Raw genomic sequence first — 13,770 nt, 5'->3', positions numbered from 1 at the left:
CTTAAGGGGATTTTCTTCATCATATCGCTTCTTTCTCTCCTGCCATATTTAATGGAACAGGATGTTTCATACGATTCATCGTAAATACGATAATTGCTGTCATTACTTCAGCAACTGGCATAACGAGCCAAATTCCGTTTATCCCAAATAATTTCGGCATAATCCATAACAATGGAATGATAAATAGTAACCCTCGGCTCATTATAATCAGTACTGATTTCTTCGTTTGTCGCACTGATTGGAAGTACTCTCCATACACAATGTTATAGCCTAAAAATACGTATTGAATAAAGAATAAGCTAATACCCGTTAATGTTAACTCCAATAATTCTGGAGATTGGACATCAAATAGACCAATGATATATTTCCCGAAGAATAATCCGACAATTATCGCAATGCCCCCAAGTACAACAGCAATTTTCACAGCAAACTGCAATCCTTCACGCAATCTTTCTGATAAGTTTGCCCCGTAATGGAAACTAGCAATCGGTTGCAATGCAGCACCTACACCGAAGAATAATAGTAATGCCATTGCATGAATACTATTCACCATCGCATAGGAAGCTACTCCTACTTCTCCTGCATATTGGACGAATGCGATATTAAAACCAATCGTTACGATTGCAACCGTACTTTCTGCTGTAAAACTTGGGAAACCAATCACCATAATTTGTTTGACAGTATCCCATTCAAAATGGAATTTCGTCCATTTTAAAATACTACTTTTTCTAAAGAAATGAGTTAATAATACAAGGAAACCAATCGCTGCCGAAAGAATAGTCGCTGAAGCAGCACCTGTTACCCCCCATCCAAAGATAAAAATAAAGATATAGTCAAATACTATATTTAATACAGCCGTTACAACAAGACCTGCCATTGCTAAATTAGGATTTCCATCATTTCGTATAAATGTACTTAAAATATTTTCTAAAACGTATATCATTCCAAATGTTAATAATACGTGTAAATAGTCTAACGCATATGGTAAAATCACTTCATTTGCACCAAATAAGTACGCTAAATCTTCTATTCTCCATAAACAAATAGCCGCTAAAACACCTACGATAACAACTGCTACCGTCATGGATTGAGTAAAAATAGACCTTGCTCTTTCTCGTTTATTTTCACCTAATGCAATGGAATATAACGTTGCCCCGCCCATTCCGATCCATAATGAAATAGAGAAAAAAATCGAAAACGCTGGAATAGCCACGTTTACTCCTGCTAAACCGTTCGCCCCAACTCCTCTACTAATCATGACCGCATCAATTACAATATTAACTGACATTAATACCATTCCTAGAACAGCTGGTATTAAATAAGAAATAAATAAACTTTTTATCGGTTTTTCTCTTAATTTTTCTGTTGCTTCCATACTCTAATATGCTCCTTTTTTCAACTCTCTTTCCTTAGTTTAAACCTTCAAGTAACTTGAAGGTCAATAGAGAATTAAAAAATAGGTAACTTAATTATCGCGTTTGATGCTCATTTGTAATTATACGAGTCCTATAACTTATTGCTTTGTTTTTTCATTATAGGAATTTGAATTTCTGTTACTTGCTCCTCTGGATTTTCTGTTACAGACCAATCAATTAATGCAATCTCAATCGAATCTCCGTCTATTTCATATCCTTCTTGATCAATATATTTTATTAATTTCTTATATGTTTCATCAGTTTCTTCATATGGCCCGTGGTGATATACACAGGCAAATATACCTGCTTTAATTTCATCTGAACTATTCACTTGAAAGGGCATGTAATCCAAAAGAATGAAAACACTACTATATGCTTGAAACTCATTTTGCATTAATCCTTTTTTCGCAACAGTTACACCAATATCTCCAGAAAATAAACTATCATCCATTTGCCTCATATTTTTTTGCAACGAATGGATGTAGTACTCAAACATATCATCCGTCGTATTTGGAGCAACCGCAATTGCTGTAATTTTCCGCTGCGGGATCTCTTTAATTACCATTTGTTCAGCTTTTGCTTTTGTTGCTTCCTTAATTAAATGAATTCTATGTTCCATTTTTGCTAAAGCATATTCAATTTCTCTTTGTTTCTTCAGCATCATTTCTTGTTGTTTTTCCAGTAAATTGAGTGCGTATGTTGGATTTCTTTCATCAATATATTTCTTAATTTCCTTTAACGGAATATTTAACTGGCGTAAAAATTTAATCGTATCTAACAGTGAAAATTGATCGATTGTATAATAACGATAATTCGTTTGAGGATCAACAATGGACGGATGAAAAATTCCTTTTTCATCATAATACCTCAATGTAGATTCTGCGATATTATGCATTTTTGCCATTTCTCCAATTGTAAAGCGTTTATTTAATAACATGTTTCCTTCTCCAATTCATTAAAAATATTGCCTTATTTCTTCTTATTATATAGCCATTCCCTTCATACCTAAATCAAATTCCATGATGAAAATCTGCTATTTTTTCATTGATTTTTAATAAATTTTATTATATATTAATTACAGGTTCAAATTACGAGTTCAAAAGAACTTGTAATCAGACCCTTTTGTTTAATGGGTTTTACATATTTTCATTAGGCAAATTCCGAGAAATCGTATGATAAAATTAAAAATGACGAGGAGAGGATCAGATGGAATTCGAATTTTTCTTTCAAATTGCACTTATTTTATTAAGTACAAAGCTTGCTGGTGATCTTAGTGTTAGATTAGGTCAACCTTCTGTACTAGGTAAATTAATTGTCGGTATCGTTATCGGTCCAGCTGTATTAGGTTGGATTGAAAATTCAGAGCTTCTAACTCAATTAAGTAATGTCGGAGTTATTCTTTTAATGTTTATGGCTGGACTTGAAACAGACTTAGAAGAATTAAACGCAAATCGTAATTCTTCTTTAGCAGTTGCACTCGGAGGTATCATTCTTCCATTCGTAGGTGGTTACGTTTCCGGTCTTGTGATGGGAATGGAACAAGGAAACGCTGTATTCTTAGGATTACTTCTATGTGCGACAAGTGTTAGTATTTCCGTACAAACACTTCGTGATTTAGGTAAAATGAAAACACGTGAAAGTACGACGATGCTTGGAGCCGCTGTATTTGATGACATTCTTGTTGTTATTTTATTAGCATTTGCAATGAGCTTCTTAGGTACTGATGATGTTAACTTAACAATGGTTATCTTGAAGAAAGTAGTATTCTTCGCTTCTATTATTTTAATCGGATGGAAAGGTGTTCCTGCGATTATGCGCTGGTTATCACCACTGCGCGTATCTGAGTCTATCGTGAGCGCGGCTCTTATCATCTGTTTCTCATTCGCATATTTCGGCGAATTATTAGGAATTGCTGGTATTATCGGTGCTTTCGCTGCTGGTATTGCAATTTCTCAAACAAACTACAAACATGAAGTAGAAAAGAAAGTAGAACCAATTGCTTACGCTATGTTTGTTCCCGTATTCTTCGTTAGTATCGGTATGAATATTACATTTGACGGTATCGGCAATCAAATTTGGTTCATCTTAGCATTAACTGTTATCGCTGTATTAACGAAATTAATCGGCTGTGGATTCGGTGCTCGAATGACTGGATTTGACGCTAAGTCTTCTGCAATTATCGGTGCTGGAATGGTTTCTCGTGGTGAAGTTGCACTTATCATCGCAGGAACAGGACTTTCTTCAGGTCTATTGGCACAAGATTACTTTACAGCAATCGTTATTGTCGTTATTTTAACTACAATGATTACACCACCAATGTTAAAATACACTTTTGGTGCAAAAGATAAAGCAATGAAAGCAAGTAAATAAATTTACTATAATAAAAGGAGATTGCTATTTTATAAGATAGCAATCTCCTTTTTGTTTTATCTTTAAACAATCCCGTTCTTTTTTAACCATTTTTCAAAAATAATTCGTGCTTCATCATCATCAATATCATTCCCAAATGAATACACCATAATGCCATAATCATCTATATATTTACCTAGCTTCATTCCCTCCACTTTCTTATAAAAATTGTCTGCCTCATAGTGCGGAATATAAGCATCCCAAACTGGTTCATTTATTCTTTTGTACGCCGTCACTTCTAAATCATATCCGTCTTCATAATATCCGATGTGATAATGTTTGTTAGGATCATATTTCTCCATTAAAAGTCCCCTCCTACTAAACAAGAGCGAGTCTTATATTACAGCTCGCTCCTCTCTCTATTTATTAAATACGCTCCATCGCTGTCTTCAACGTTCCAACAACGAAAGCAATCTCTTCACTTGAAATAACAAGAGGCGGCGCTAATGTTAAAACGTTATTATATCCTGCTGTTGTCATACCGTTTCGTCCTATAATTAAGCCCTTTTCTTTACAAGCATTTACAACACTTGCTATTTTATCATTATCAATTGGCTCTTTCGTCTCTTTATCATTTACTAATTCAATTCCAACTAATAGACCTTTTCCTCTAATATTCCCAACAAGCGGATGTTCCCCAATTTCATCTTTTAGTTGCTCTAATAAAAGGGAACCCATTTGCGCAGATCGCTCGATTAAATTTTCATTTTCCATAATCTCTAAGTTTTTAAGTGCTAATGCACAAGCTGCTGGATTTCCACCAAATGTATTAATATGGCGGAAGAATTCATATTCTCCTTTACCTTTAAAAGCCTCATATATTTCTTTTTTCACAGCTGTTGCAGATAATGGTAAATATGCGCTCGTAATACCTTTTGCCATTGTAATAATATCTGGCTTCACATCATAATTCATAAATCCGAATGCTTTTCCTGTACGTCCAAAACCGCAAATCACTTCATCACTAATAAGCAAGGCACCGTGTTTTTGACACGTCTCATGAACAGCTTTCATATAGTCTTGTGGTGGCATTAATATGCCCCCGCCTGTAATAATAGGTTCCATAATAAACGCAGCAATTGTTTCACTTAATTCCCACGTCATAACACGATCGACTTCTTTCACACATTCTACATCATAAATATGCTGCCCTTCAATTTCAGGCATACGGTAACAATCCGGTGGTGTTACATGTAAAAAACCTGAAGCAAACGGCTCATATTGATATCTACGCTGCGCTTGTCCCGTCGCTGCCATTGTCGCCATTGTATTCCCGTGATACCCTCGATAACGTGACATAAATTTATAACGATGTGGTTCACCTTTTTGAGCATAGTATTGTCTTGCTATTTTAAAAGCTGTTTCGTTCGCTTCTGAACCACTATTTGAGAAGAAAATAACATACTCTCCCCCAAGCCACTCATTTAACTTTTCAGCAAGCTTTATAGCTGGCTCATGGGATTGTGACATTGGAAAGTATGATAATGTTTGTAATTGCTTATAAGCCGCTTCTGCGAGCTCTTTTCTTCCATATCCACTATTCACACACCAAAGGCCACTCATACCATCTAAATATCTTTTTCCTTGTATATCTTCAACCCAGCACCCTTCAGCTTTTGCCCCTACCATTGTACTATTTGGACTAAAGGGACGCATTCCGTGCCAAACATATTGCTCATCTTTTGCTAATAATTCATCAGTTTGCTTCGTTTTCATCATTACTTCCACCTTCCATAACAACTTATTTTTCACAAAAGCTGCGCTGGTGCCATGATGACTTAAATTTCTCCCTGCTATTTTCATTCCACAAAATTAAGACAAATCCTACTTACAAATCAGTAATATTTACAAGAAAATGACAAAAGAAAAAAGAGCTTTTCTTATCTATCGAAAAGCTCCTCTTTTATTTAATGTGAAGACGCATCGCTAATGCCATGACCAGTATTAGATTTCACTAGAATTTCATCAAATTTCGCTGCATCTTCTTTCTTACTAGATAAAACCGTTCCTAAATATGCTGCAAGAAATCCGAGTGGAATTGAAATAATTCCTGGTGTCGTATATGGGAATAACGCTTCCCCAACAAAAATAGCTTTTCCAGCTACAGGGTTCCAAACATTCGGACTCAACGCTACGAGAACAATTGCTGATACGAGACCTACAATCATACCCGAAATAGCACCCGTTGTATTAAAACGCTTCCAATATATTGTAAATAAAATTACTGGTAGATTTGCACTCGCTGCAACTGCAAATGCTAATGATACTAAAAATGCTACGTTTAATGTTTGGGCAAATAATGCAAGTATGATAGATAGTATCGCTACTCCAATAGATGCATAACGAGCCATGGATACTTGCTCTTTTTCCGTTGATTTTCCTTTACGAATGATTTCATTATAAAAATCATGAGCGAATGCTGATGCTGCTGTTAATACAAGACCTGCCACTACAGCCAAAATCGTTGCAAAAGCAATTGCTGATACGAAAGCAAATAAGAAGTCTCCACCTAACGCTTTGGCTAATAAAGGTGCCGCCATATTACCAGCTGGGTTCGCTTTAATAATCGCTTCATTTCCTACAAACGCTGCCGCACCAAATCCTAAGAAAATCGTCATAATATAAAATGCACCAATTAACCACGTTGCATATACGACAGATTGACGCGCAGTTTTTGCATCACGTACTGTAAAAAATCGGACAAGTATATGCGGTAATCCAGCTGTACCAAGTACTAGTCCTAAATTTAAAGAAAGTGTATCAAGACCATCCTTATACTTTACACCTGGATTTAAAAATGAATCTTTTAAAGGTGTAGCTGTTTTCATTTGAGCGAACATTTCAGTCACGCTGAAGTTGAATTTTGCGAAAACGATAACAGAAATAATAAACGTACCAGCCATAAGCAATACAGCCTTTACGATTTGTACCCAGCTCGTTGCTGTCATACCTCCAAAAATAACATACACCGTCATAAGTGTTCCAACGATTAATACAGATGTCGTATATTCAATCCCTAATAATAATTTAATAAGTGCACCCGCGCCAACTAATTGTGCAATCATATAAAAGATAGAAATCGTCATCGTATTAAGAGCTGCAACTCCGCGAACTTTTTTCGCATCAAAGCGTGCTGCAATCATATCCGCCAAAGTGTACTTTCCTAAATTTCTAAGCGGTTCTGCAACAAGATACAGTACAACTAAATAAGCAACTAAAAAACCGATACTATAAAAGAATCCATCAAACCCAGTTAATGCGATTGCTCCGGCTATACCAAGAAATGAAGCAGCAGACATGTAATCTCCAGCGATGGCCAAACCATTTTGCCAACCAGTTAATCCCCCTCCAGCCGTATAAAATTCACTTGCATTTTTCGTTTTTTTCGATGCAAAATATGTTATGACGAGCGTACCAAGAACGATAATTAAAAATAGTGCAAACGCAGTAGTATTCAAGTTCAGCCCCTCCCTTTTTGCATATCTTGCAGAATTTTTTGGGAGATTTCATCAAATGACTCTGCTTTTTTGCTATAAATCATACATAGTGCCCATGTCATAAGAAATTGGGAAAAAGCAAATACCCACGCCCATGTAACGTCACCAAATGCAGGTGTATTAAGCACCTTTGAATACGACGTTAAAATAGGTAATGCGATAAAAAAACTAAAAAAGAAAATACTCATTGGAATGATAAACTTCTTTTTCGTATTTAATAACAATTGAAATTCTTCCGACTGAACAACCTCTGTATAATTCACCTCATTTTGCAACTTACGTGCTGACGTATCATCTCGTTTCATTAACCGATCCCCTCTCTTACTTGAAATACACTTCCCCCTTGCATACCTAAAGACTAAATTTTATAAATATTCAGAAACTTATACTCATTTTAGACAATCCATACATTCATGCAAAGATTTTTCGATAGACATTTTTCGGCAATTTCCCCTAAATTTTTAATATACTTTTTCAAAATAAAGTGACACCTTACTTATTTATCCTCATTAAGACAAAAGCAGTGCTTAACGCACTACTTTTGTCTTTTTTTCCTTTTCTAAATTACGAGCCGTTTCGCTTAGCTCAACATCTTTTCCGTCTTTAAGTGTTCCAAATATAAAATCGAATACTGGATTTGAAACACCGAACCAAAACTTTTCGTTTTTATAATGGTGTAATATATGTTGTTTTTTTAGCCATCTTCCAAACTTAGTGACGGGACGAATCGGTCTATGGGCAATATAATGTTTCCATTCGTAAACGAGCAGCATGATAATCATTCCGATTCCAAATGAAAGTGTAATAGTAACACTTTTTGTAATACCATATGCTATAAGCAAATAAATAGTAAAACTAGGTATACTAAACCATACAGGTAAAAACAAAAGTTTTAAATCCTCTGGATATACGTGGTGATCATAATGTAATCTTCTTAACATTTTTAATAGAAATGTGTTTTTAGGTGGCTTTATATGGAATAAAAAACGATGTGTCATATATTCATTAAGTGTATAGAAAACAATCCCAAACATAAATGCTAACATGCCAACCCAAGAGAAAAATTGCATTTTTAAAATAATAATGAAAATAAATAGAATGCTATACATAATAACGATATCATGTTGTAAAAAGAACTCTTCCCCCACTTTCTTCATCTTGTTTCCCCCTTTTCCCAAAAAACAGCCGCAACATATCGTTACGACTATTTCTTTTCTATTCTTATTCTATTCACTTTACAAATTTGCCTGCTGTTCTATTGTCGAGAAAAAATTATTTGGTCCAAATATATTTTGCTTCGGAATAATATGTTCCACTGCAAACACTGTTACTTCTCCTCTTTGCACTTCTCCAATAATGAGACCAAATATTTCATGATTTACTGCAAACGTCGGTTGCTTTGTTTGTAGCAATCTTGCAGCATTATGAAATACCGCTTCATATAGTGGATTTCTATCAGTAATTTCTTTTCGGATTTTTGGCGCTAACGTAATGATAATTTCTTTTCCGTCAATAGTGGTTCGATACATAAAAATCTCCCCTTCAATCTTATGTGAACAACTGTAAAGCTTTGTATGCAAAATGTATAGAGTAACCTACTAAAATAATACCTGCTCCAGCTGTTATGTAGCCAAGTGCTTTTGGTTTTAATAAAGTTCTTCCAAAATGTACAGAAAAAGCAATATTTAAATTCCATAAAATAATGCCAGCAATAATGCAAAGACTGTACAAAAAAGCTTCTTGTTTCGTTACCTTCGTAAGTAATGAGCTAAGTGTACTTCCGTATATACCAAACCAAAAAACAAGATTTAATGGATTGGATATCGCAATTAAAAATCCTGCCATAAACGATTGCTTAAGGCCACCTACCTCTTCTTTTTTATATTCCATATTCGAGTGGAAAATTCCTTGTTTTACACTTTGAAATCCTAAATAAAATAACAAGAAAAAACCCGTGCAATACATGAAGGCTTGTACATATGTATACATAAACACAGAAGATAAACCGAAATAAATGAGTAACATAAATAAAACATCTGCAGTCATTCCACCAATTCCAACAACCCAAGCATGCCAAAACCCACGTTCAATTCCTCGTTTTAACATTTCAATATTAATCGGCCCTACTGGTGCAGCTAATGAAATACCTAATACGATTTGCTGTATAATTGCTCCAAACATCGCTCTATCCTTTCTACTCTCTTTATTACTAGTTAATGATATAATTTGAAAAAATAGACTAGCTTTCGTAATAAAATACCCTTTTTTATCCAAAATATACAAAAGAGCCATCTAGGTGATGGCTCTTACTTTTTTATCTTATGAAGAAAAGGGCATTTCCCTTTTATTGGTTCTACATCGTCTCCTATGAAATATTGTTTCCATTCACGATGCTCTGAGTCACCATAATGACTAATGTTCGGATGTTTCGGCAATTGATCCCACTTTTCAACTCGCTCACGGACCATTTGTCTTGAATATGCTCCTTTAGGACGATCTCCCTCTAATCCATCAAAAATAGTGCGTGGCTGAAACCCAATAACGAGAGCATTCCCTAAATGTCTAGTTTTTCGTTGTTTATAAGCTGGCGCATTTCCAAATGCGAATATTGGCTCACCACCAAATGAAAATTCCCATAAATAATGGTCTGGATCTTCAGGAATTTGCTTTGGCCATGCTTGATCATCGTTTTCATGCAAATACTGTAGCACTTTCCAAAAAGAATCGCGGTAATATTCGAGTGATTGTTCTTCACATTCCGGTTCTATAAAAAGGAAAAAGCCCCTTCTTACAATCGGCCTCTCTTTCATTAACTCTAAAAAAGATAACATTGTATGCGGTAAATGACTCCAATCATTATGAGAAAGAAATGAATAACGAAGTTCATTCTTTTTCAAAGCTGTTAAACCGAAATAACATGGAAAAGTTGGTTCTAACACGACACTTGAAAAAATCTCAAATTCTTTTGCAACCCAATCCGGTATGTCGGTTCTCGTTCTTATTCCTTCATTATCTAATAAATAAGACTTATTCATTCTTTCACCTCATTATGTATAGCATTCAATTAAGAATATTACATACTCGGCCTGTCCTATACCTATTTAAAAATTTGACTGAAAAATTATTTAAAAATACAAAAAATAAAATCGCTTACTTGACTAAATTCTCCCAATTCGTGTATATTTAAATTAATCATTTAGCAGAATATTCAAGAATATAGCATTTTTAGTTTATATTATTTTTTAAATGAATTTCACTAAATGAAAATAGTAAACGCTTTTAGGAGGAATTATAACATGCAAGGAAAAGTAAAATGGTTTAACAACGAAAAAGGTTTTGGATTTATCGAAATGGAAGGCGCTGACGATGTATTCGTACATTTCTCTGCTATTCAAGGAGACGGCTACAAAGCTTTAGAAGAAGGTCAAGAAGTATCTTTCGACATTACTGAAGGTAACCGCGGACCTCAAGCTGCTAACGTAGTAAAACTTTAATCCAACATATAACAGGAGGTTACCTTACTTGGTAACCTCCTTTATTATTCCTTTGTATATTTCCGTTTTACAGAGCAAAAACTATGTGAAATGCGCAATATACAAAGGAGGCAGTAACAATGGGATCAGAAGTAAATGATTTTGAAGAAGTAAAATTCCGTGTAGAAACAGCACAAAAAATGGTAGGCTCAGCAACAATTTCAATGGATCCAGATACATTAGAGCATGCTACTACTGCAGTAGAAGCAGCTCGCTCACAGCTTGAAATTATGAAATCTGTTGCAGTAGATTTAGATGAACCCTTTTTAATGAACGAGGAAAAGAAACTAAGCAAATGCGAGCAGCAATTAAACGAAGCAAAGCACTAAAAAAACATCCAGAGAATTTTCTCTGGATGTTTTTTTATGACAACTGTTCTCCATACTTTTTCAATGTTTCTCCAACTGTACATTGCCTTATACAAAATGAATGAGCATAATACTTACTATTTGTCTTTCGATTATGTTCTCGCAAGAAACATCCTTCACAATACGTTTCTAATAAGTCATTTACCTCTGTAATGAGTTGCTTTTTATCCACCTTTGCACCTCTCTATTCGGTTATTTCTTTATGACTATCAATAACTGTTCCTTCTAATGCTTGCGTTGCTAATTGATGTGCTTCTTTATTTTGTTTTCTAGATATCGGCTCACATACAAGTTTTAATTTCATTTGCTTCGCCTTTTGTTCAATTTGATCTAAATAATGATTTAAATGTTCATCGTAACAAGGCCATTCTCCGGCTAATTGCTGCAGTACCACTTGTGAGTCTCCGCGAAGTGTAACTGCTTCATACTTAATCCCTAGTTCCTCGAGTATATTCATACCGTATAATAATGATGCATATTCCGCTTCATTATTATCATATATACCTTCTATATATGCATTGCGGCGAATGCGGTAGTTTGTATTTCCTTTTTTATAATACACACATATACCAACGCCAGCTTCTTTCGTTTGCACATCATACCCCCCATCAAAATAAACGAGTATTTCTTGGGGCTCTTCCTCTACTTGCTTACTTAACTTTTTCATCTCTTTTAATGACCATTCTGCGTCCATTTCATCGTAAAATAAAAGTTCCTTAGCTCTTCCTGTTTTCTCAAAATCCTCTGCAAATTGAAGTACTTCTTCTATGTTCATATACTCTGTTGTTAATTCCGTCTGCAATCCACGCTTCGTTTTATACAACCAATGAATTTTATATTTCATACTACATTCCCCTTATGTAAGACTTCTTATATATATCCGGCTAATTGAAGCCTCACTTTATTTTATTATATTTTATCTAGAGTCACAGCATTATATTCAATATGATTACATACAAAAAGAGCTATCCCTATAGGAACAGCTCTTTCATCTATTACATAAATCTTTCAAATTGTACTCGCTTATTAATCCAGTACATTACAGGCATACCGATCGCCATGACAACAAATTCACCGATTGCACAAGTTAACCAAGACAACATAAATGGTAAACCCAATGCAAGATGAAGTTCAATTGCAATCATAAACATTGTAATCGTAAAGATAACTGTATTAAAAATCATACGAGCCCAAACACCTTTAATAAATCGCATAGAAATAATCGTTGCAACTAACGCAAGAATAGATTGCCCTACTCCAAATACTAAATCGTAAGCGATCATAGGTGAGAAAAAGAGATTCGTTAAAAATACACCTAATACAATTCCGTAAATTGCTTTCTTGTTAAATACAACGAGATGATTAAACATCTCTGAAATACGAAATTGTACATTCGTAAAGCCAAATGGCTGAATAAGCATAGAAACAGCAATATATAATGCCGCTAAAATACCATTACCGACTAAAGTTCTAATATTCATGACAAAATCTCCTTAGTTTTTTTACGTGGGATGGTTTCGAACCACGTTATTCGTTTTTTAAGCAACAAGATTATATTTTACGTGGTAGCCCCTCTTTCGTCAATAGATTCCTATCATAAACTACCTTTTTCCTTTTAGACAACGTATAATGAAACATATGAAAGATTTAGGAGGTTTCACTTCATGACAGCAACAATTCAAAATGAAAAAGTGATCGTTTCCATTTCTGACAAAGGTGCAGAATTACAGAGCGTTCGCTTAAAAGAAGACAACACAGAATATTTATGGCAAGGTGATTCTACTTATTGGGGACGCCGTGCACCAATTTTGTTCCCAATTGTCGGCCGATTAGTAGATAATACATACTACGTAGACGGTAAATCATATTCATTAACACAACACGGTTTCGCTCGTGATCTTACTTTCTCTGTGAAAGAACAAAGCGAAACAAAAATCACTTATATCGTTACTAGTAATGAAGAAACATTAAAAAAATACCCATACGAATTCGAACTACTCGTTTCTTATGAGCTAGATGGACAAATCGTTCATGTAACATATGAAGTAAACAATCCTACTTCAAAAGAGATGTTCTTCTCAATCGGAGCACATCCTGGCTTCAACTTCCCTTTATTGGATGGTGAATCATTTACAGATTATCATTTATCGTTTAATGGTTCGGAACGCTTAGAAACAAGCGTATTAGAAGGACCTTATCTTTCAAACAAAAAGCAATTAATCGCTGAAAATACAACTGAATTGCCACTTACATATGATTTATTCAAAAATGATGCGCTTATTTTTGAAAATATGAATACGAATGAAATTTCGATTCGTTCTCATAAACATAATAAATTTGTAAAAGTAGAATTTGATGGCTTCCCATTTGTCGGCGTATGGACACCAGGGGATAACGCACCTTTCTTATGTATTGAACCTTGGTATGGAATCGCTGATGAAATAAATCCAGCAAAAGATTTCAAGGACAAAAAGGGAATTCAATCGTTACAAGCGAATGAAACATTTACATGTCGTTATAGCATCACAATCGGATAACTACTCTATCC

General features: G+C 34.7%; 17 protein-coding genes and 1 riboswitch. Of the genes, 4 read left to right on the top strand and 13 right to left on the bottom strand.

The window, feature by feature from the left end; genetic code table 11:
- Window positions 1–19: 19 nt before the first annotated feature.
- Both AC3EMB_RS08475 and AC3EMB_RS08470 read right to left on the bottom strand, forming a co-directional pair.
- Complete coding sequence (locus AC3EMB_RS08475) at window positions 20–1,375, bottom strand: MATE family efflux transporter (protein WP_000388396.1); 1,356 nt, start codon at window positions 1,373–1,375, stop codon at window positions 20–22.
- Window positions 1,376–1,506: 131 nt separating this feature from the next.
- On the bottom strand, window positions 1,507–2,352 hold the full coding sequence (locus AC3EMB_RS08470; RefSeq protein WP_000925940.1) for a MerR family transcriptional regulator: 846 nt from the start codon (window positions 2,350–2,352) through the stop codon (window positions 1,507–1,509).
- Between the two features lie 269 nt (window positions 2,353–2,621).
- Here AC3EMB_RS08470 and AC3EMB_RS08465 point away from each other — a divergent pair, with 269 nt between their 5' ends.
- The gene (locus tag AC3EMB_RS08465) at window positions 2,622–3,785 is read left to right on the top strand and encodes a cation:proton antiporter (RefSeq protein WP_000393901.1); all 1,164 of its coding nucleotides are present in this window, start codon (window positions 2,622–2,624) and stop codon (window positions 3,783–3,785) included.
- 62 nt (window positions 3,786–3,847) lie between these two features.
- Here AC3EMB_RS08465 and AC3EMB_RS08460 read toward each other — a convergent pair whose 3' ends face one another.
- From AC3EMB_RS08460 to AC3EMB_RS08425, 8 genes are all read right to left on the bottom strand, one after another.
- Window positions 3,848–4,126: a DUF3986 family protein gene (locus tag AC3EMB_RS08460; RefSeq protein WP_488517620.1), complete on the bottom strand. Its 279-nt coding sequence runs from the start codon at window positions 4,124–4,126 to the stop codon at window positions 3,848–3,850.
- Between the two features lie 64 nt (window positions 4,127–4,190).
- Window positions 4,191–5,540 carry an aspartate aminotransferase family protein gene (locus AC3EMB_RS08455; protein ID WP_000850962.1) on the bottom strand — a complete coding sequence of 450 codons (1,350 nt, stop codon included), beginning with the start codon at window positions 5,538–5,540 and terminating at the stop codon, window positions 4,191–4,193.
- Window positions 5,541–5,731: 191 nt separating this feature from the next.
- Window positions 5,732–7,282, bottom strand: a complete 1,551-nt coding sequence (locus AC3EMB_RS08450) for a solute symporter family protein (RefSeq protein WP_001098239.1) — start codon at window positions 7,280–7,282, stop codon at window positions 5,732–5,734.
- Window positions 7,283–7,284: 2 nt separating this feature from the next.
- The gene (locus AC3EMB_RS08445) at window positions 7,285–7,626 is read right to left on the bottom strand and encodes a DUF485 domain-containing protein (RefSeq protein WP_053564857.1); all 342 of its coding nucleotides are present in this window, start codon (window positions 7,624–7,626) and stop codon (window positions 7,285–7,287) included.
- 222 nt (window positions 7,627–7,848) lie between these two features.
- A complete protein-coding gene (locus tag AC3EMB_RS08440) occupies window positions 7,849–8,478 on the bottom strand; it encodes a sterol desaturase family protein (protein WP_488517619.1) in 630 nt (209 codons plus the stop codon).
- A gap of 78 nt (window positions 8,479–8,556) precedes the next feature.
- Complete coding sequence (locus AC3EMB_RS08435; protein ID WP_000286361.1) at window positions 8,557–8,850, bottom strand: hypothetical protein; 294 nt, start codon at window positions 8,848–8,850, stop codon at window positions 8,557–8,559.
- A 19-nt stretch (window positions 8,851–8,869) separates the two neighbouring features.
- Window positions 8,870–9,613, bottom strand: coding sequence for a LysE family transporter (locus tag AC3EMB_RS08430; RefSeq protein ID WP_016513073.1), 744 nt, complete (start codon window positions 9,611–9,613; stop codon window positions 8,870–8,872).
- Between the two features lie 14 nt (window positions 9,614–9,627).
- The gene (locus AC3EMB_RS08425) at window positions 9,628–10,356 is read right to left on the bottom strand and encodes a YqcI/YcgG family protein (RefSeq protein WP_086409061.1); all 729 of its coding nucleotides are present in this window, start codon (window positions 10,354–10,356) and stop codon (window positions 9,628–9,630) included.
- Between the two features lie 261 nt (window positions 10,357–10,617).
- On the opposite strand from AC3EMB_RS08425, the gene cspB reads away from it, so the two are divergent.
- Entirely contained in the window at window positions 10,618–10,815 is a 198-nt protein-coding gene (cspB, locus tag AC3EMB_RS08420; protein WP_001161731.1) for a cold shock-like protein CspB, read from the top strand.
- Between the two features lie 119 nt (window positions 10,816–10,934).
- Window positions 10,935–11,183 carry a DUF2564 family protein gene (locus tag AC3EMB_RS08415; protein ID WP_000534400.1) on the top strand — a complete coding sequence of 83 codons (249 nt, stop codon included), beginning with the start codon at window positions 10,935–10,937 and terminating at the stop codon, window positions 11,181–11,183.
- A gap of 34 nt (window positions 11,184–11,217) precedes the next feature.
- Here AC3EMB_RS08415 and AC3EMB_RS08410 read toward each other — a convergent pair whose 3' ends face one another.
- From AC3EMB_RS08410 to AC3EMB_RS08400, 3 genes are all read right to left on the bottom strand, one after another.
- Window positions 11,218–11,394, bottom strand: a complete 177-nt coding sequence (locus tag AC3EMB_RS08410) for a zinc-finger domain-containing protein (protein ID WP_000358801.1) — start codon at window positions 11,392–11,394, stop codon at window positions 11,218–11,220.
- Between the two features lie 12 nt (window positions 11,395–11,406).
- Window positions 11,407–12,066 (bottom strand): ribonuclease H family protein, encoded by a 660-nt coding sequence (locus AC3EMB_RS08405; RefSeq protein WP_000875548.1) that lies wholly within the window; start codon window positions 12,064–12,066, stop codon window positions 11,407–11,409.
- Window positions 12,067–12,217: 151 nt separating this feature from the next.
- Window positions 12,218–12,703 carry a QueT transporter family protein gene (locus AC3EMB_RS08400; protein WP_001026474.1) on the bottom strand — a complete coding sequence of 162 codons (486 nt, stop codon included), beginning with the start codon at window positions 12,701–12,703 and terminating at the stop codon, window positions 12,218–12,220.
- Window positions 12,704–12,709: 6 nt separating this feature from the next.
- Window positions 12,710–12,754: riboswitch (PreQ1 riboswitch) on the bottom strand.
- Between the two features lie 132 nt (window positions 12,755–12,886).
- Between AC3EMB_RS08400 and AC3EMB_RS08395 the strand changes: the two genes are divergently transcribed.
- Entirely contained in the window at window positions 12,887–13,759 is an 873-nt protein-coding gene (locus AC3EMB_RS08395; RefSeq protein WP_053564860.1) for an aldose 1-epimerase family protein, read from the top strand.
- The last annotated feature ends 11 nt before the right edge of the window (window positions 13,760–13,770 follow it).

It is taken from the genome of Bacillus sp. LQ16 (assembly GCF_057784645.1).
The sequence above is the reverse complement of the archived record's forward strand: the minus strand, read 5'-3'. Positions and strand labels throughout refer to the sequence as shown.